Origin of the sequence: Spirillospora sp. CA-108201 (assembly GCF_050936235.1) — a bacterium.
Lineage (GTDB): Bacteria > Actinomycetota > Actinomycetes > Streptosporangiales > Streptosporangiaceae > Spirillospora.
Genome location: NZ_JBNJNE010000001.1, coordinates 9,602,409 through 9,619,101 on the forward strand (window position 1 = coordinate 9,602,409; position 16,693 = coordinate 9,619,101).

Genomic DNA, 16,693 nt, shown 5'->3' on the forward strand with positions numbered 1-16,693 from the left:
AGATGAAGGACACGGCGGTGCCGGGCCTGAGCACCGAGACCCGGCGAGGGTTCATCGTGCTCAGCCTGCCGGCGCAGATCAGTTGGCAGAACTACGCGGGGATCCGGGAGGAGGTGAGCAAGGCGCTCTCCCTCGCCTGCGCGGGCGCGCGGGACACGCGGGGGCGCCGGCGCGGCGGGGTCGTGGTCGACTTCGGCGACGCGGTCCTGCTGGACGCGGCCGGGCTCGTGCTGATGGCGCGGGCCGAGACGCGGGCACAACTGCTCGGCTGCCCGCTGCGGGCCGTGGTGCCGGCCCTGTCGGCGCACGTCCGGCGGGCGCTGCACCTCACCGGGCTGGACCGCCTCGTCCCGGTGTTCGCCGACGTCGGGTCGGCGACGGCCGCGCCGGTCCCGGAGGCGGCGCCGGGGGAGGTCGACACCACGCACGTGCTCGACGCGATCCGCGCGCTGCATCCGGGGGACGCCGGCCTGACCCCGACGCCGCCCGCCCCGTCCGAGTTGATGATCACCACGGCGGCGGCCGGCGACGGCGACCACACCGTCGTGCACCTGTCCGGGGTGCTGGACGAGGTGACCGTGCCGCGGCTGGGGGAGACGCTGACCAGGCTGGTCGAGGGCGACCTGCGGCACCTGATGGTGCGGATGCACGACCGGCTCGGCGTGCGCTGCGACCCGCTGCCGATCCTGCTCGGCATCCGGTGGCGCGTCGCCGCCGAGGGCGGCTGCCTGGCGCTGCCGGCGCTGCCCGCGAAGCTCCGCGAGATCATCGACCGCGAGGGCCTCGGCTCGGTGTTCACCGGCTGCCGGTCCATCGAGGACCGCGCCCTCAGCGGCGCCGGGGCCGGGTAGCCCCGCCGTCCTGACCGTCACCGGCCCGCACACGCCCGTTCTCCTCGAACGTGAAGACGTGTGCGGGCTTGGTGTGCGGGTCGAGCCGGACGTAGTTGGACCTGGTCCAGGTGTAGGTGGCGCCGTCGAGTTGGTCGGTGAGGGTGTGGGGTTGGTCGGGGTGGTCGGGGAGTCCGAGGGCGGGGAGGTCGAGGTGGACGGTGGCTTCGCGGGGTTGGTGGGGGTTGAGGTTGATGATGGTCAGGACGGTGTCGTGGAGGTGGCGTTTGGAGAAGGCGAGGAGTTCGGGTTGGTCGATGTGGTGGAAGTGGAGGTTGGTGAGTTGCTGGAGGGCGGGGTGGGTGTTGCGCAGGGTGTTGAGGGTGGTGATGAGGGGGGCGATGGTGGTGCCGGTGCGGTCGGCGGTTTCGTGGTCGCGGGGGCGGTACTGGTATTTCTCTGAGTCGCGGTATTCCTCGCTGCCGGGGCGTACGGGGGTGTTCTCGCAGAGTTCGTAGCCGGAGTAGATGCCCCAGGTGGGGGAGAGGAGGGCGGCGAGGATGGCGCGGATTTCGAAGGCGGGGCGGCCGCCGTGCTGGAGGTATTCGTTGAGGATGTCGGGGGTGTTGGTGAAGAAGTTGGGGCGCATGTAGGCGGCGGTGGGGCCGGTGAGTTCGTGCATGTATTCGGTGAGTTCTTCGGCGTTGTTGCGCCAGGTGAAGTAGGTGTAGGACTGGTGGAACCCGATTTTGGCGAGGGTGTGCATCATGGCGGGTCGGGTGAAGGCTTCGGCGAGGAACAGGACGTCGGGGTCGGTGGTGTGGATGTCGGCCAGGAGCCGTTCCCAGAAGGCGACGGGTTTGGTGTGGGGGTTGTCGACGCGGAAGATCCGGACGCCGTGGTTCATCCAGTGGTGGATGAGGTCTTTGACGGCGGTGTAGAGGCCGTCGGGGTCGTTGTCGAAGTTGAGGGGGTAGATGTCCTGGTATTTCTTGGGTGGGTTCTCGGCGTGGGCGATGGTGCCGTCGGCGCGGGTGGTGAACCATTCGGGGTGGTCGTGGACCCAGGGGTGGTCGGGGGAGCATTGCAGGGCCAGGTCCAGGGCGATTTCCAGGCCGCAGTTGCCGGCGTGTTCGACGAAGGCGTCGAAGTCGTCCAGGGTGCCCAGGTCGGGGTGGATCGTGTCGTGGCCGCCGTCGGGTGATCCGATGGCCCAGGGCGATCCGGGGTCGTAGGGGCCGGCGTCCAGGGTGTTGTTGGGGCCTTTGCGGTGGCTGGTGCCGATCGGGTGGACGGGCGGCAGGTAGACCACGTCGAAGCCCATGTCGGCGATCGCGGGCAGGCGTTTCATCGCGGTGCGGAGGGTGCCGGAGGTCGGGCCGCGGCGTCCCAGGGGGTCGAAGGCGGCGCCTTCGGAGCGGGGGAAGAACTCGTACCAGGCTCCGAACAGGGCCCGCTGCCGGTGCACGACCAGCGGACACCAGTCACTCACCGTCAGCAGATCCCGCAACGGATACCGCTCCAGGACGTCCAGCACGGTCGGGTCCTCGGTGGCGGAGAGCCGGTCCAGGGCGTCCTCGCCCTCGTCCGTCAGGAAACGGGCGACACGGGCCAGGACGCGGCGATCCTTCGACGGGGCCTGGCGCGCCGCCCGCATGAACAACGCGACGCCCTCGGCGAACATGAGCGCGACGTCCTGCCCGCGGGGGACCTTGATCTCGGCGTCGTGCCGCCAGTGCGCGATCGGATCGCCCCACGCCTCCACCCGGAACGACCACGACCCCATCTCGGTCGGGGTCACCCGCGCCGACCACCGGTCCAGCCCGACGCCGACCTCGCTCATCCGCTGCGGCGCCAGCTCCTCGCCCTCCGGCGTCCGCAGCACCACCGCCGCGCCCAGCCGCTCGTGCCCCTCCCGGAACACCGTCGCCGACACCTCGACCGTCTGGCCCACCACCGCCTTCGCGGGCCACCGCCCGCACCCCACCACCGGCGCCACGTCGAGGATGGGGATGCGGCCGAGCTCCGCCTCCAGCTTCACCTGCATGCGTCCCGCTCCCGCTCGTCGTGCCGGGCCGTCCCGGTACCGGTCGCAGACATCCATGCCCCGTCCGCAACTCACCGGCATCCGCGAAATCACAAGATCACGCAAAGAACCGCCCCGGGCGGAGAACGGCGGGGTCCCGGCGGGACGCGCCCGCCGGGACCCCGATCCGCTCAGGCCCCTAGCCGGCGGCGCGGATGACCGAGGCGACGCCGTCGGCGGTGGTGACGAGGCGCTGGTACTCCGGCCTCCGCAGCTCCCCGCCCATGAACGGGTACGGGTTGCGGTGCACGGCCGGGCTCGGCTCCTCGCTGAGCGCGGCGAAGTGGACCTCGCGGGCGCCGGTCGCCGCCACGACCCGCGCGACGTTCCGGTCGGTGACGCCGCCGCCGGGCATCACGATGACGCGGTCGCCGGCGTGCCGCACCAGCTCGGCGATCAGCGGCGCGCCCTCCAGCGCGCTCGCGTCCTGCCCCGACGTCAGGACGCGGGCCACGCCGAGGCCGGCGAGGACGTCCAGCGTGCCGAACGGGTCGGCGGCCATGTCGAACGCCCGGTGGAAGGTGACGGGCAGCCCGTCCGCCGCCGCCATGAGCCGCTCGGCCACCGGGCGGTCGACCGTCCCCTCCGGGGTGAGCGCGCCGATCACCACGCCGTGCGCGCCCGCCTCCCGGACGAGCGCCACGTCGTGCTCCATCGCCGCGACCTCGTGCTCGTCGAAGATGAAGTCGCCGCCGCGCGGGCGGATGATGACGTGCACCCTGATCGAGGACACGGCGGCGAGCGCGGCGCGGACCGTGCCGAGGGTCGGCGTGAGCCCCCCGTCGAACAGCGCCGCGCACAGCTCGACGCGCTGGGCGCCCGCCTTCTCGGCGGCGACGGCGCCCGCGACGCTGTCGATGCAGATCTCGTAGGTGAGGCTCACGAACGTCCTTCCGGGATGGTGCGGATCTCTCCCACCGGGCGCCCCCCGCCGAGGACGGGGACGGCGCCGAGCGGGTCGGCCGGGGTGGTGTCGGCGCCGAGCGCGGCGAGCGCGCGCAGCGCGATGGCGGTGGTGGCGCGGGGGCTGCCGTCGATGACCTTCACTGCGACGGCGCGGCCCTCGGCGGTGGCGGCGACGAGCACGCCCTCCGCGCCGCCCTTGCAGACCGAGCCGGGCAGCGCCCGCATGAACTCGGTGTTGGGGTGTCCCGTCCCGCCCACGTACTCGGGATGGGCGCGCATGGCGTCCGCGACCGGGCGGGCGTCCTCGGCCAGGACGAGGGACCGCGCGGCCCGGGCCAGGCCGGTCAGGGTGAGGCCGAACAGCGGCGCGCCGCACCCGTCGACCGCGACCGGTGCGGGGTCCTCCCCGGCGCAGTCGGCCATCACCTGCCGCACCAGCCGCTGCAGCGGGTGCGACGGGTCGAGGTAGGTGTCGAGCGGCCAGCCGTTGGCGGCGCACGCGGCGAGCATGGCGGCGTGCTTGCCGGAGCAGTTCATCCGCACCCGCGACTCGCCCTCGCCCGCCTTGACCAGCGCGTTCCTGGTCGCCTCGTCCTCGGGCCAGGACGGCGGGCACCGCAGCGCGCCGGCGCCGAGGCCCGCGTCCGCGAGGATCCCCTCGACGGTCCTGACGTGGAAGTCCTCGCCGGTGTGGCTGCCCGCCGCGATGGCGAGCCGCTCGCCCTCCAGCGGCGCGCCCGCCTTCAGGCAGGCGAGCGCCTGGAACGGCTTGGTCGTGGAGCGCGGCAGGACGGTGTCCGCGACGGCGCCGCGCGCGTGGGCGAGGGAGCCGTCCGGGGCGATCCCGGCGACGCTGCCGTAGTGGCGGCTCTCGGCGAAGCCGTTGCGCACGACCTCGGCCAGTACTTCGTACATGTCGGTCCTCACGGTCGCGCCGCCGGGGCGGCCTCGCGGACGGCGCGGGACGGACGGGTCCGCTGCCGCGCCTCCAGCGTCCGCGCGAGCTTGGCCAGCGACGCGTTGATCACCAGGTAGATCAGCGCGATCACCAGGTAGGTCTGGATGAGCAGGTGGTTGTAGTTCGCGAGCACCTTCCCGCTGTAGAGCAGTTCGGCGTAGCTGACGACGTAGCCGAGCGAGGTGTCCTTCAGCAGCCCGGCGGACTGGCTGACCAGCGACGGCAGGACGCGCCGCGCCGCCTGCGGCAGCACGACCAGCCGCATCGCCCGCCCGCGGGTCAGGCCGAGCGCGAGGCCCGCCTCCAGCTGCCCGCGCTCCACCGACCGGATCCCGGCCCGGAAGATCTCGGCGAACGCGGCGGCGTTGGACACCGACAGCGGGACGACGAGCTTCCAGAACAGCGGGAGGTCGAGGCCGTACTTCGGCAGCGCGAACAGCACGACGTAGACCAGCAGCAGCGCCGGGACCGTCCTGACGATCTCGACGTAGGCCGCCGATGGGACGCGCAGCCACCGCGCCGGCGACAGCCGCCCGAGCGCGAGCGCGACGCCGGCCGCCATCGCGATGGCGATCGACACGGCCGCGGCGTAGAGCGTGGAGCGCAGCCCCTCCAGCAGGTACCGCCACATCGGCCACGTCCCGTAGGGGCGCCACCGGTCGGCGGCGAGCTGGCCGTTCTCGCCGAACTGGCGCAGCGCGAGCGCGACCAGGACGGCGCCGCCGAGCAGGGTCAGCGCGGTGGCGATCCGGATGCGGCGCCGGGCGCGGGGGCCCGGCTCGTCGAACAGCAGGCGCGAGGAGCTCATCGCAGGATCGCCAGCTTCCGTTCCAGGCCGCCGGTCACCAGGCCGAAGACCGCCGACAGCGCCATGTACGCCAGGCCCGCCGTCACGAAGATCCAGATCGGCTGCGCCTCGGCGAGGTTGACCCGGTTCGCGGCGGCGGTCAGCTCGACCACGCCGACGGCGGCGGCCAGCGCCGTGTTCATCAGCGTCATGATCGCGATGTTGCCGAGCGGCTGGACGACCGTCCGCAGCGCCTGCGGGAGGACGACCAGCCGCAGCGACTGGACGAACGTCAGCCCGAGCGCGCGGGCGGCCTCGCCCTGCCCGGCCGGCACCGCGTTGATCCCGGAGCGGATCGCCTCGGCCGTGTACGCCCCCTGGTAGAGGGCGATCACGACGACCGAGGTGGTGAACAGCCCGGCGATCACCCCGATCTCGGGCAGCCCGAACACGGCGATGACGAGCCACACCAGCAGCGGGATGTTCTGCAGCACCTCGACGTAGGCCATTCCGGCGGCGCGCAGCACGCGCACCGGGCTGACCCGCATCGCGGCGACGGCGATGCCGGTCGCGAGGGCCCCGGCGAGGGCCAGCAGCGTCAGCTCGACGGTGAGCAGCAGGCCGTCGCCGAACTCCCCGAGGTGGTCGGTGATGACGTTCATGACAGGGCGGGGCCTCCGCTCACTCCGAGCCCGGGGCCGAGCCGATCGCGGGCGGCTGCGGCGCCTCGCCCTGCACGACCGTCCCGATCGAGTTCTTCCAGACCTTCGCCCACAGGCCCGACTGCTGGATCTGCTTGAGCCAGTCGTTGACGAACTGCTTCATCTGCGCGTCGCCGTGCTTGAGCCCGATGCCGTAAGGGTCGCTGGTGAACGGCTTGCCCTGGATCTGGATGGAGGGGTCCTGCTTGGCGGTCGCGAGCAGCACGGCCTCGTCCTGGACGTAGGCGTCGCCGCGGCCCTGCTTGAGCGCCTGCACGCACTCGGGGTCACTGCCGAAGGTGACGATCTTCGCGCCCGGGGCGGCCTTCTTGATCGCCGGGATCGCCGGGGTGTTGGCGCCCGCGATGACGGTCTTGCCCTTCAGGTCGGCCGGCGCCTTGATGCCGGTCTCGTCCTTCTTGGTGGCGATGACCAGGCCGGAGCTGTAGTACGGCCCGGCGAACGCGACCTGCTTGGCGCGTTCCGGAGTGATGCTGTAGGTCTGGAACACCACGTCCACGGTGCCGTTGGCCAGCAGCGCCTCGCGGGTCTCCGACGCCGAGTTGACGATCTTCACGTTGGGCTTGCCGATGATGTACTTGGCGAGCAGCCGGCCGAAGTCGGCGTCCAGCCCCTCGACCTTCTTCGTCGCCGGGTTCTGCTGGGAGAGCAGCGGCGCGTCCAGCGAGCCGCCCACGACGAGCTCGCCGCGCTGCTTGATCTTCTCCATGGTGGAGCCGGAGGGCAGGTTCGCGGCGACCGGGGCCGAGGCCGCCAGGTCGTCGCCCTTCCCGCCGCCGGAACCGGGGACCGCGGAGTCGGAGTCGCCGCCGGAGCAGGCCGCCAGGCCCGTCAGCGACAGCGCCGCGACCGCGGCCACCGCCGCCCGCCGCATCCCCGCAGGGGTACGCACCATGATCATCAACCTTTCTCGGGTGGCGCGCCATGGGCGGCGCGCCGGGGTCGCACTAGTGGCTGAGGACCTTGGCCAGGAAGTCCCGGGCCCGGTCGCTGGCGGGGGAGTCGAAGAAGGCGGCCGGCGCGCCGGTCTCGACGACCTCGCCGTCCGCCATGAACACGACGCGGTCGGCGACCCGGCGGGCGAACCCCATCTCGTGGGTGACGACCACCATGGTCATGCCGTCGCGGGCGAGGCCCGTCATCACGTCGAGGACCTCGCCGACCATCTCGGGGTCGAGCGCCGAGGTCGGCTCGTCGAACAGCATCGCCTTCGGCCGCATCGCGAGCGCGCGGGCGATCGCGGCGCGCTGCTGCTGGCCGCCGGACAGCTGTGCGGGCAGCTTGCCGGCCTGCTCGCCGATGCCGACCCGGTCGAGCAGTTCGCGGGCGGTCCGCTCGGCCTCGGCGCGCGAGACGCCGCGCACCCGGGTGGGCGCGAGCGTCAGGTTCTCCAGCACGGTCTTGTGCTGGAACAGGTTGAACGACTGGAACACCATGCCGACGTCCGCGCGGAGGCGGGCGAGCGCGCGGCCCTCCGCGGGCAGCTCCTCGCCGTCGACGCGGATGACGCCGCCGTCGGGCGTCTCCAGCCGGTTCAGGCACCGGCACAGCGTCGACTTGCCCGACCCGGACGGGCCGATCACCACGACGACCTCGCCGCGGGCCACGTCCAGGTCCACGTCGCGCAGGGCGGTGTGGTCGCCGAAGCGCTTGTACAGGCCGCGAACCTCGATCATTCGGTCACCTTCGTTCCAACTTCCTTTGAAATCGAAGTCAAAGAGGACGATAGAGTGTCAAATCGACGTAAGTCAACGCGTTGCCGTACCAAGTTCGCGCATGCTATCTATCTGGGGTGCGTAACAGCAGAGACGACGGACCGGCGGCACTCGTGCGGCTGGTGGCGACCGGCCAGGCGGAGTCGCGGGCCGAGCTCGCCCGGCTCTCCGGCCTCGCGGCCTCCAGCGTCTCGCTGCGGGTCGAGCAGCTCATCGAGGCCGGCCTGTTCGCAGAGGAAGGCGCCGGGGCCTCGCGCGGGGGCCGGCGGCCCCGTCGCCTTCGGCTCGCCCGCGAGGCGGGCGTGCACCTGGTCGCCGACCTCGGCGCGCACCACGCCCGCCTCGCGGTCGCCGACCTCGCCGGGACGCCCCTCGCGCTGTCCGACCTCGCGTGCGACATCGCCGTCGGGCCCGAGGAGACGCTGGCGGCGGTCCTGCGCAGCCTGCACGCCCTCGCCGGCGAGCACGGCCTGCGGGACGTCCCCGTCCGCGGGGTCGGGATCGGGCTGCCCGGCCCGGTCGACCCGGCGACGGGCCAGGTCGTCTCGCCCTCGCGCATGCCGGGCTGGAACGACTTCCCCGTCCGCGACTACGTGGCCGGCCGCGCCGGCGTCCCGGCCCTGGTCGAGAACGACGCCAACCTCATGGCCGTCGGCGAGCACCGCGGGTCATGGCCGGGCCTGGACAACGTGATGGTCATCAAGCTCGGCAGCGGCATCGGGTGCGGCGTGATCGTCGACGGGCGGCTGCACCGGGGGCGCGGCGCGGCGGGCGACATCAGCCACGTCCGGATCCTGTCCGAGGCCACCGTCGACTGCTCCTGCGGCCACCCCGACTGCCTGGAGGCCCACGCCAGCGGCGCCGCCCTCGCCGCGTCCCTGGCGGCCCAGGGCATCGAGGCCGGCACCCCGTCCCGGATCGTCGACCTCGTCGCCGACGGCGTCCCGCAGGCGACCAGCGCGGTGCGGACGGCCGGGCGCCTCATCGGCGACGTGCTGACCGCGCTGGTGAACTTCTTCAACCCCGACGCGCTCGTCATCGGCGGCAGCCTGTCCAACGCCGAGCCGCTCGTCGCGACCATCCGGGGCGTCATCTACGAGCGCTGCCTGCCGCTCGCCACCCGCAACCTGGAGATCGCCACCTCCCGCGCGGGCCGCGACGCCAGCATCCTCGGCGCGGGCCACCTGCTCCTCGGCGTCGCGGACGAGTGGATCGACCGCGCCCTGGAGCGCTGAGGGGCTACCCGCCGCGCGCCGCCGACAGCGCCTCGCGGGCCGTCGCCACGTCCGGCGCGATCGCGACGCGGCGCTGCAGCCCCGCCACCTCCGACACCCTGCGGACGATCCCGCGCGGCGGCAGCACGACCCACATGGGCACGCCCAGCTCCGTCGCCCGCATCTGCGAGCGCGTGATCACGTTCAGCCCGTTGGAGTCGCAGAACGTGCAGCCGGTCAGGTCGAGGATCAGGGCGGGCGTCCCGGAGTCCAGGAGCCGGACGGCCTGGTCGAGGACCGCCTCGCCGTTGCTGAGGTCGACCTCGTCCGGGAACGTCAGCGTCCCGCAGGTCTCCGTGCGCTCCACGCGTCCCACTCCGAGATCCATGACTCGCCCCAAAGCCGATTTCCTCACCTGGATGACAACGGGGGGTACTTCACTGCGACTGTAAGCTCCAAAGCTGGACGAAACCTGAAAGAAAGAGTCAAGTCTAGGACCTCCCTCATCCATATCGCCGACGATCCCGTTCACTAGCGATTGATCCTGGTTTGTCGCATTGGAGGATGCGTGCCGAAGCCGCTCTCCCTCGCCGCCGTCCAGCCGCCCTGCACGTCCCACGACGTGGCGGCGAACGTGGCGGAGCACGTGCTGGCGATTCATGCCGCCGACTCCAGGGTGGTCCTCTTTCCTGAGCTCTCCCTGACCGGATACGAACTTGACGCTCAGGACGTCCTCCTGGATGACCCGCGCCTGGAACCTTTGGCCGAAGCGTGCGCGTCCTCGGACACCATCGCCCTCGTGGGCGCCCCGGTCGAAAGGCGCATCGCGATGCTCCGGGTGGACTCGTCCGGCATAACGGTCGCCTATCGCAAGATCTGGCTGGGCCACCTTGAGGTGGAGCACTTCGGACCAGGCGAGAAGCCCGCCGTCATCACCGTCGACGGCCGCCGCCTCGGCCTCGCCGTCTGCAAGGACACGGGCGTCCGCCGGCACGCGGCCGACACCGCCGCGCTCGGCGCCGACGCCTACCTCGGCGGCGTGTGCGAGGACGACGCGGCCGTCCTCGCGGAACGGTCCCGCCGAATCGCCGCCGAGCACGGCGTCTGGGTGGCGTTCGCCAGCTTCGCGGGCATGACGGGCGGCGGCTACGCGCCGGCCGCGGGTTGCTCCAGCGTCCGCGACCCCGCCGGGCGCGTCGTCGCCCAGGCGGGCCCCGAACCCGGCGGCATCGCCCGGGCCGTCCTGGTCTGACCACCACGCTTGTCACACCAAAGCCCTATATTTCCCCCTACGCCTGCAAGCCTCGCGGAGCCGGAGGTGGGAATGAGTTCGGACCCCGTCGTCATCGACGGCGGCGACCGCTCCTGCGTGCGTCTCCTGCTCGAACTGCGCGGCCGCATCGCGGACCTGGCGCCCGGCACCGTCGTCCACCTCGTCGCCGCCGACCCGGCGGCCCCCATCGACCTGCCCGCCTGGTGCCACCTGACCGGCCACGACTACCTGGGCCCCGTGGACGGCGCCCCCGCCCCCACCTACGCGCTCCGGGTGGCGGCCGAGGCCCGCCCGACATCCCCGAACTCCCCCTGGCGCCCGGGCTGACCCCCGCGGCGCCTCGCCGCGCCCCGGCCGCCCCCGGTCTCAGTCCTCGCTCGCCGCGCGCCGCGCCGCGGTGCGGACGGCGTCCGCCATGGTCGTGTCGCCCTGGGCCCGGTAGCCCGCGACGACGCCCGCGATGTCGGCCTCGGGGCGGTTCTGACTCATCTTCGCCTTGGCCTCGACGCGGGTGACGCGCAGTTCCAGGCCCACGATCGCGCGCAGCTGGCCGGCGACGAACGAGGGCGGGGCGTCGTCGACCGCCCAGGACGGGTCGCGGCCCTGCTCGTGGCGTTCGGTCAGGCGGCGGACCATCGACTCCACCCACGCCGGGTCGTCGTGCACGACGAGGTCGCCGTAGACGTGGGCGGTGAGGTAGTTCCACGTCGGCACCACGCGCCCGTGCTCGGCCTTGGACGCGTACCAGGACGGCGACACGTACGCGTCCGGCCCGTGCACGATGAGCAGCGACTCCCCGGCGGCGGGCTCGCGCCACTGGTCGTTGTTGCGCGCCACATGCGCCAGCATCGCGCCGTGCTCGCCCGCCGACGGGTCGTACAGGACGGGCAGGTAGGTCGCGATCAGCCCGCGCGGGGAGGCGGTGACGAGATCGGCCGCCCCGCACCCGGCCAGCAGCTCCCTGACCTCGGCGTCGTCCACCGAGAACTGCGAGGGTACGTACATGGGAGCGACGCTACCCCACGGCGTTGTCGGCACCCCGTGCGAAGCTGGAGGGGTGAGCGCCGATGAAGAGCGTGACGGGGTTCGGCTGACGAACCTCGACCAGCCCCTGTTCGAGGGGGCCGACGCGACGAAACGCGACCTGGTCGACTACCTGGACGCCGTCGCCGGATGCCTGGTACCCCATCTCGAAGGCCGGCCGCTGTCGGTCAAGCGCGTGCTGCGCGGCCAGAAGCCGTTCATGCAGAAGAACACGCCGAAGTACACCCCGTCCTGGGTGCGGACTGTGGCGGTGTGGGCGCAGACCTCGCAGCGGGAGGTGTCCTACGCGCTGTGCGACGACCGCCGCACGCTGCTGTGGTTCGCCAACCAGCGCGCCGTCGAGTACCACCCGCCGCTCGTGCGCGCCGAGACGTGGGACCGGCCCACCCACCTGGTCATCGACATCGACCCGCCCGGCGCGGACGCGTTCGGCGACGCGGTCGCCGCCGCCCACCTCGTGCGCCGCGCGATGGACGACTCGGGCCTGCGTGGCGCCGTCAAGACCAGCGGCGCCAAGGGCGTCCACGTGTTCGCGCCCCTGGACGGCGCCACGCGCGCCGAGGACGTCGCCGCCGCGACGCGGGCCCTGGCCGTCCGCGCCGAGCGGCTCGACCCCGGCCTGGTCACGACGGCGTTCATCCGCGAGGACCGCGGCGGCAAGGTGTTCCTCGACTCGACCCGCGCGGGCGGCGCGACCGTCGTCGCCGCCTACAGCCCGCGCATCCGGCCGGGCGCGCCGGTCTCGTTCCCGGTGGCCTGGGACGACCTCGACCGCGTCGCGCCCGCGGACTTCACGATCCGCACGGCCGCCGCCCTGCTCGCCGGACGCGACGTCTGGACGGACCTCATGCCGGAGCCGCAGCCGGTCCCCGCCGACCTCGTCGAGCAGGGGCACACGATCCCGATCGCCCGGGTCCAGGCCATGCACGAGGGCAGGCGCCGGGCCCGGGCGCGCCGCGACGGGTAGCGGAGGCGCTCAGGAGCCGAGCACGACGGGCAGGTCCCGGTGGCCGTTGGAGATGAACGACGCGACCGGCTTCAGCTCGGCGGGGCCGACGGCGAGCGCCAGGTCGGGGAAGCGGCCGAAGAGCGCCGGCAGCGCGATCTCGGCCTCCATCCGCGCGAGGTGCGAGCCGACGCAGAAGTGCACGCCGTGCCCGAACGAGATGTGCTCCTTGTTCGCCCGCCTGATGTCGAACAGGTCGGCGTCGTCGCCGTGCAGGGCGAGGTCGCGTCCCGCGGCGCCGTAGGCGGCGAGGATCGCCTCGCCCTTGCCGATCGTCACGCCGTCGACCTCGATGTCCTCCACGGCGTAGCGCAGCGGCAGGTTCATGACCGGCGCCTGCCAGCGCAGCGCCTCCTCGATCACCTCGCTCCACGGCACCTCGCCGGACCGCACGAGCGCGTACTGCTCCGGGTGCGTCAGCAGCGCCGCGATCGCCTGGTCGAGCAGGTTCACCGTCGTCTCGTGCCCGGCGGCGATCATCAGGATCAGGGTGTCGACCAGTTCCTGCTCGCTCAGCCGCGAGCCCTCCTCGTCGCGGGAGGAGATGAGCACGCCGGCCAGGTCGTCGGCGGGCTCGCGGCGCCGGAACGCCACGAAGTCCTGGAGGATGCCGTACATCTCGACCTGGTTGGCGAGGGCCTCCTCGGGCGTCTGCCCGGTGTTGAAGATGCCGTCCACGCAGTGGCGCAACGCGGGCCGGGTCTCGTCGGGGATCCCGAACAGGCGGCAGATCACCTCGATGGGCAGCGGGTAGGCGAACGCCTCCCGCAGGTCGGCGCGGCCGCCGGGGGCGGCGGCCAGGTCGTCCAGGAGCGACCGGGTGATCTCCTCGACGTCCGGCCGCAGCGCCTCGGTACGGCGCGGGGTGAAGGCCCGCGAGATGATGGTGCGCAGCCGCCGGTGCTCGTCGCCGTAGGCGGTGAACATGTTCCGCACCGAGACCCACAGGCTCAGCGGCCAGTCCTCCCCGACCTCGCCGCTGATCCACTTCGTCCAGTGCAGGTTCGGGTCCTTGGAGACCCGCGGGTCGGCCAGCAGCCGCTTGAGCTGCTCCTGGCCCGTCACCGCCCAGGCGACGACGCCGCCGGGCAGCTCCACGGGGGTCACCGGCCCCCGCGCCCGCAGTTTCGCGGCCTCTCCCTGGACGTCGCTGCCGGCCGGGTCGATGACGTGCGGGATCTCCATTGAGGTCCTCTCCAAGCGGGATATGGAACATGTCCGTAACGACATGCATGCGATGAGCGACGGGTGCCAACGTAAGGGGTCGTGGCGCCTTACCGCCAATTCACCTGGAAATGGACGCGTCCCGCTCGTTTCGGCCTTTCCTTAAACAGCCGTACGGAAATCCTCTGCTCGGGTCTCGGTGTACTGGGGGTCCCGCCGCCTCACCCGTGCCCGGGCGCCGCCGCGTTGCCGGGCGGCGCCTCCGGCACGGTGCCGTACGGGTGGGAGCCGGGCCCGATCCGGTTCAGCCGGCGGCCGAGGCGAGGCCGGGCGGGGCGGCGGCGAGGGCCCGCTGGATGGCCTCGACGAGCGCCAGCGCCGACTCCTCGGTCAGCTCGACCGCGACGCGCGCGGACGGCCCCTCCCCGGCGTTGGTGAAGTCGATGTTCACGGTGTGCTCGTGGCAGGCGTGGTACGGGTGGTCGACGTAGACCGCGCCGCCGGTCAGCGTGAACCAGCCGTTCGCGCCCTTGGCCGCGCCGTCCAGCTCCATCTTCACCGTCTGGTAGGTGCACATGGGGTCTCCTCTCAGGCGCCGAGGTGGCGGCCGAGGAAGGCGAAGATCTTCTCCCAGCCGTCCTTGGCCGCGGCGGGACGGAACGCGGGCCGCTCGACGGCGAAGAACGCGTGCCCCGCGCCGGGGTAGCTGTGGAACTCGTGCTCCTTGCCGAGCCTGGTCAGCTCGGCGTCCAGCGCGGCGACCTCGTCGGGAGCGGGGAACCGGTCCTCCTCGCCGAACAGGCCGAGCAGCGGGCACGACAGGCCGGGCGCCTTGGACAGGATCGACCGGGCGGAGGTCGGGTAGTCCTCGGGCGGATCGCTGACGACGAAGGCGCCCTAGCAGTCGACGGCCGCGTCGAGGTCCAGCTCGCAGGCCGCCAGGAACGCGTGCCGCCCTCCCGAGCAGTGCCCGATCACCCCGATCTTGCCGCTGGCGTGGTCGAGCGAGTTCAGATGCGCGGCGGCCCCGGTGACGTCGCCGACGAGCTGCTCGTCCGGGACACCGCCCTTGGCGCGGGCCGCGGCCGCATGGTCGTCCGGGCCGACGCCCGCGCCCGCGCCCTCGCGCGAGTACAGGTTCGGGGCGTTCGCGGCGTACCCGTGCGCCGCGAACGTCCGGACGAACTCCTTGGTGCCGGGGTCGTAGCCGGGCATGTGGTGGATCACCACGACGCCGCCGCGCGGGGCGTCGCCCAGCGGCCGCGCCAGGTAGGCCTCCAGCTCGTCCTCGCCGTGCCCGGTGATGGAGACCGTGCCGGCCCACATCGCGTCGCTCATGCTCGAAGCTCCGTTCCTCAGCGGGGTCCGCGCGCACGCCGTGCTCTCACCGACATGCGGACAGTCTCTCGCATACCGTTGCTCGAAGCCTTAGCGGCACTGAGCATCCCGGGCCTTTTGGCCTAGAAGGTCCGTCACATCACCAAAGCTTGGGGCTTTGGTTTGAGTACGGTCTCTCGTTTCTGTCTGCCGCTGGTGCGGCAGGGTTGCGCCACCTGCCCGCCCCGTCCTCGTCTTGAGGCGACGACGGGTGGTGCGGGTCTTCCGGTCGGCTCCACGAGGTTTCGGCACCATGCGGGTGCCCAGGTCTCCGGCCACTCCGGTACCTGTTACAGCGCCAGCCGCGAGTGCGGCGAGGTTGAATGCGGCGTTGGCATCCCGGTCGATGACCAGGCCGCAGGCGTCGCATTCGAAGGTCCGGACGTGCAGCGGCAGTTTGGCTTTCACCGCGCCGCATCCCGAGCAGGTCTTGGACGAGGGGAACCAGCGGTCGGCGACCACGATGCGGCTGCCGTTGCGCTTGGTCTTGTAGATGAGTTGGCGGCGGATCTCTGCGAACCCGGCGTCGGCGATGTGGCGGGCGAGGCGCCGGTTGCGGAGCATCCCGGCGACGTTGAGGTCTTCGACCACCACGGTGCCGTACTCGGCCGCCACCTTCGAAGTGAGCTTGTGCAGTGCGTCTTGGCGGAGGTCGGCGACGCGATGGTGAACTCGGTTGCGGGTCGCATCGGCCTTCTCCCACCGCTTGGACGGCTTGCGTCCACTCCTGCGGTCGGGCCCCTGGCGGCGGGAGGCGATGCGGGAGGCGCGGCGCAGCCGTGTGAGCGCCGCGTCCAGGTGCCTGGGGTTGGGCTCCCGGCATACTTGGCCGGTGCTGTCGGCCATGACCGCGAGGGTCTTCACACCGAGGTCGACGCCGACCGCCGTGTCCGGCCGGGCGACCTTCACCGGATCGTGCTTGACCTCGGTCTGGAAGGAGACGAACCAGCGCCCGCGCTCGAACCTGACCGTCGCCGACAGGATCCGCGCCGTCCCGGCCTGGAAGCGTGCCAGGAGCTTGCAGGTGGGCTCATGTGTGCGGATCGTCCCGAGCCTGGGCAACGTCACGTGACGGCCGCTGGACTCGAGACGAATGGTGCCGGTGGTGAACCGGCAGGCCAGACGCGCTTTCCGTTTCGACTTCAAGCGTGGCATCCCGACCCGCTTGCCCCGCCGCTTGCCCCGTTTCGACCTCGCGTAGTTGTCGAACGCGGCGGCGGCGTTGGCCAGGCCCGTGGAGTACGCCTCCTTGGAGTTCTCCTGCCACCACGCGGCAAATCTCGGATCGGTGTGCTTGGCGGCGTTGAACGCCTTGCGCAACGCGGGCAGCGACCACGGCCGCCACCCGGTCAACTCCTCCTCGACGATGCCGTACGAATCTTCCGCACGGCGCTGCCACCAGGACGCCTCGACCCACGCGACGGCCCAGTTGTAGGCGGCGCGGGCCGCACCGCAATGCGAGCGCAGCACAGACTCTTGGGTGACATTGGGATCCAACGCGAACCGATACGCCTGCATCACGAAACCGGGCTGCGGCCGGAACTTCTTCACTCGACGGCCAAGCTCGTGGCCATGGCCCTCGTGTGAGCCGCACAGTTCTTCGCCACTCGT

At 72.3% G+C, this 16,693-nt stretch carries 17 protein-coding genes and 1 pseudogene; 5 read left to right on the top strand and 13 right to left on the bottom strand.

Features of this window, described 5'->3' with window-relative positions; all coding sequences use genetic code 11:
* Positions 1-2 precede the first annotated feature (2 nt).
* On the top strand, positions 3-851 hold the full coding sequence (locus tag ACQEU6_RS45635; protein ID WP_499340039.1) for an STAS domain-containing protein: 849 nt from the start codon (positions 3-5) through the stop codon (positions 849-851).
* Here ACQEU6_RS45635 and ACQEU6_RS45640 read toward each other — a convergent pair.
* The 7 genes from ACQEU6_RS45640 to ACQEU6_RS45670 form a co-directional block, all read right to left on the bottom strand.
* The gene (locus ACQEU6_RS45640; RefSeq protein ID WP_499340040.1) at positions 829-2,877 is read right to left on the bottom strand and encodes an alpha-1,4-glucan--maltose-1-phosphate maltosyltransferase; all 2,049 of its coding nucleotides are present in this window, start codon (positions 2,875-2,877) and stop codon (positions 829-831) included. The genes ACQEU6_RS45635 and ACQEU6_RS45640 overlap by 23 nt on opposite strands.
* A gap of 178 nt (positions 2,878-3,055) precedes the next feature.
* Positions 3,056-3,799: a copper homeostasis protein CutC gene (locus ACQEU6_RS45645; RefSeq protein ID WP_499340041.1), complete on the bottom strand. Its 744-nt coding sequence runs from the start codon at positions 3,797-3,799 to the stop codon at positions 3,056-3,058.
* Positions 3,796-4,737, bottom strand: coding sequence for an asparaginase (locus tag ACQEU6_RS45650; protein WP_499340042.1), 942 nt, complete (start codon positions 4,735-4,737; stop codon positions 3,796-3,798). The genes ACQEU6_RS45645 and ACQEU6_RS45650 overlap by 4 nt, the downstream gene beginning before the upstream one ends.
* 8 nt (positions 4,738-4,745) lie before the next feature.
* A complete protein-coding gene (locus ACQEU6_RS45655) occupies positions 4,746-5,588 on the bottom strand; it encodes an amino acid ABC transporter permease (protein ID WP_499340043.1) in 843 nt (280 codons plus the stop codon).
* The gene (locus ACQEU6_RS45660; protein ID WP_499340044.1) at positions 5,585-6,229 is read right to left on the bottom strand and encodes an amino acid ABC transporter permease; all 645 of its coding nucleotides are present in this window, start codon (positions 6,227-6,229) and stop codon (positions 5,585-5,587) included. Before ACQEU6_RS45660 ends, ACQEU6_RS45655 begins: the two co-directional genes overlap by 4 nt.
* A gap of 19 nt (positions 6,230-6,248) precedes the next feature.
* Positions 6,249-7,184, bottom strand: coding sequence for a glutamate ABC transporter substrate-binding protein (locus ACQEU6_RS45665; RefSeq protein WP_499340045.1), 936 nt, complete (start codon positions 7,182-7,184; stop codon positions 6,249-6,251).
* A 52-nt stretch (positions 7,185-7,236) separates the two neighbouring features.
* Positions 7,237-7,965, bottom strand: a complete 729-nt coding sequence (locus ACQEU6_RS45670; RefSeq protein WP_499340046.1) for an amino acid ABC transporter ATP-binding protein — start codon at positions 7,963-7,965, stop codon at positions 7,237-7,239.
* A gap of 116 nt (positions 7,966-8,081) precedes the next feature.
* Here ACQEU6_RS45670 and ACQEU6_RS45675 point away from each other — a divergent pair, with 116 nt between their 5' ends.
* Positions 8,082-9,239, top strand: a complete 1,158-nt coding sequence (locus tag ACQEU6_RS45675) for an ROK family protein (protein WP_499340047.1) — start codon at positions 8,082-8,084, stop codon at positions 9,237-9,239.
* Positions 9,240-9,243: 4 nt separating this feature from the next.
* On the opposite strand, the gene ACQEU6_RS45680 is transcribed toward ACQEU6_RS45675, so the two are convergent.
* Complete coding sequence (locus ACQEU6_RS45680; RefSeq protein WP_499340048.1) at positions 9,244-9,606, bottom strand: STAS domain-containing protein; 363 nt, start codon at positions 9,604-9,606, stop codon at positions 9,244-9,246.
* A 180-nt stretch (positions 9,607-9,786) separates the two neighbouring features.
* On the opposite strand from ACQEU6_RS45680, the gene ACQEU6_RS45685 reads away from it, so the two are divergent.
* Positions 9,787-10,470: a carbon-nitrogen hydrolase family protein gene (locus tag ACQEU6_RS45685; RefSeq protein WP_499340049.1), complete on the top strand. Its 684-nt coding sequence runs from the start codon at positions 9,787-9,789 to the stop codon at positions 10,468-10,470.
* A 72-nt stretch (positions 10,471-10,542) separates the two neighbouring features.
* The gene (locus ACQEU6_RS45690) at positions 10,543-10,818 is read left to right on the top strand and encodes a sulfurtransferase TusA family protein (RefSeq protein WP_499340050.1); all 276 of its coding nucleotides are present in this window, start codon (positions 10,543-10,545) and stop codon (positions 10,816-10,818) included.
* Positions 10,819-10,857: 39 nt separating this feature from the next.
* Here the strand turns inward: ACQEU6_RS45690 and ACQEU6_RS45695 are convergent, their stop codons facing one another.
* Positions 10,858-11,496, bottom strand: coding sequence for an FMN-binding negative transcriptional regulator (locus ACQEU6_RS45695; protein ID WP_499340051.1), 639 nt, complete (start codon positions 11,494-11,496; stop codon positions 10,858-10,860).
* A gap of 52 nt (positions 11,497-11,548) precedes the next feature.
* Between ACQEU6_RS45695 and ligD the strand changes: the two genes are divergently transcribed.
* The gene (gene ligD / locus ACQEU6_RS45700) at positions 11,549-12,502 is read left to right on the top strand and encodes a non-homologous end-joining DNA ligase (protein WP_499340052.1); all 954 of its coding nucleotides are present in this window, start codon (positions 11,549-11,551) and stop codon (positions 12,500-12,502) included.
* Positions 12,503-12,511: 9 nt separating this feature from the next.
* Here ligD and ACQEU6_RS45705 read toward each other — a convergent pair whose 3' ends face one another.
* The 4 genes and pseudogenes from ACQEU6_RS45705 to tnpB all read right to left on the bottom strand — a co-directional run bounded on the left by ACQEU6_RS45705 (position 12,512) and on the right by tnpB (position 16,633).
* The gene (locus ACQEU6_RS45705) at positions 12,512-13,741 is read right to left on the bottom strand and encodes a cytochrome P450 family protein (protein WP_499340053.1); all 1,230 of its coding nucleotides are present in this window, start codon (positions 13,739-13,741) and stop codon (positions 12,512-12,514) included.
* A 268-nt stretch (positions 13,742-14,009) separates the two neighbouring features.
* Complete coding sequence (locus ACQEU6_RS45710; protein ID WP_179847860.1) at positions 14,010-14,282, bottom strand: DUF6295 family protein; 273 nt, start codon at positions 14,280-14,282, stop codon at positions 14,010-14,012.
* Positions 14,283-14,293: 11 nt separating this feature from the next.
* Positions 14,294-15,043 (bottom strand): annotated as a pseudogene (locus ACQEU6_RS45715) (dienelactone hydrolase family protein).
* 90 nt (positions 15,044-15,133) lie between these two features.
* On the bottom strand, positions 15,134-16,633 hold the full coding sequence (tnpB, locus tag ACQEU6_RS45720) for an IS607 family element RNA-guided endonuclease TnpB (RefSeq protein WP_499340054.1): 1,500 nt from the start codon (positions 16,631-16,633) through the stop codon (positions 15,134-15,136).
* Positions 16,634-16,693 lie beyond the last annotated feature (60 nt).

Bases quoted from the DNA above. Each gene is read 5' to 3' on its own strand.
- ACQEU6_RS45635 (WP_499340039.1), top strand. From the start codon at position 3: ATGAAGGACACGGCGGTGCCGGGCCTGAGCACCGAGACCCGGCGAGGG.
- ACQEU6_RS45640 (WP_499340040.1), bottom strand. From the start codon at position 2,877: ATGCAGGTGAAGCTGGAGGCGGAGCTCGGCCGCATCCCCATCCTCGAC.
- ACQEU6_RS45650 (WP_499340042.1), bottom strand. From the start codon at position 4,737: ATGTACGAAGTACTGGCCGAGGTCGTGCGCAACGGCTTCGCCGAGAGC.
- ACQEU6_RS45655 (WP_499340043.1), bottom strand. From the start codon at position 5,588: ATGAGCTCCTCGCGCCTGCTGTTCGACGAGCCGGGCCCCCGCGCCCGG.
- ACQEU6_RS45660 (WP_499340044.1), bottom strand. From the start codon at position 6,229: ATGAACGTCATCACCGACCACCTCGGGGAGTTCGGCGACGGCCTGCTG.
- ACQEU6_RS45665 (WP_499340045.1), bottom strand. From the start codon at position 7,184: ATGGTGCGTACCCCTGCGGGGATGCGGCGGGCGGCGGTGGCCGCGGTC.
- ACQEU6_RS45670 (WP_499340046.1), bottom strand. From the start codon at position 7,965: ATGATCGAGGTTCGCGGCCTGTACAAGCGCTTCGGCGACCACACCGCC.
- ACQEU6_RS45680 (WP_499340048.1), bottom strand. From the start codon at position 9,606: ATGGATCTCGGAGTGGGACGCGTGGAGCGCACGGAGACCTGCGGGACG.
- ACQEU6_RS45690 (WP_499340050.1), top strand. From the start codon at position 10,543: ATGAGTTCGGACCCCGTCGTCATCGACGGCGGCGACCGCTCCTGCGTG.
- ACQEU6_RS45695 (WP_499340051.1), bottom strand. From the start codon at position 11,496: ATGTACGTACCCTCGCAGTTCTCGGTGGACGACGCCGAGGTCAGGGAG.
- ACQEU6_RS45710 (WP_179847860.1), bottom strand. From the start codon at position 14,282: ATGTGCACCTACCAGACGGTGAAGATGGAGCTGGACGGCGCGGCCAAG.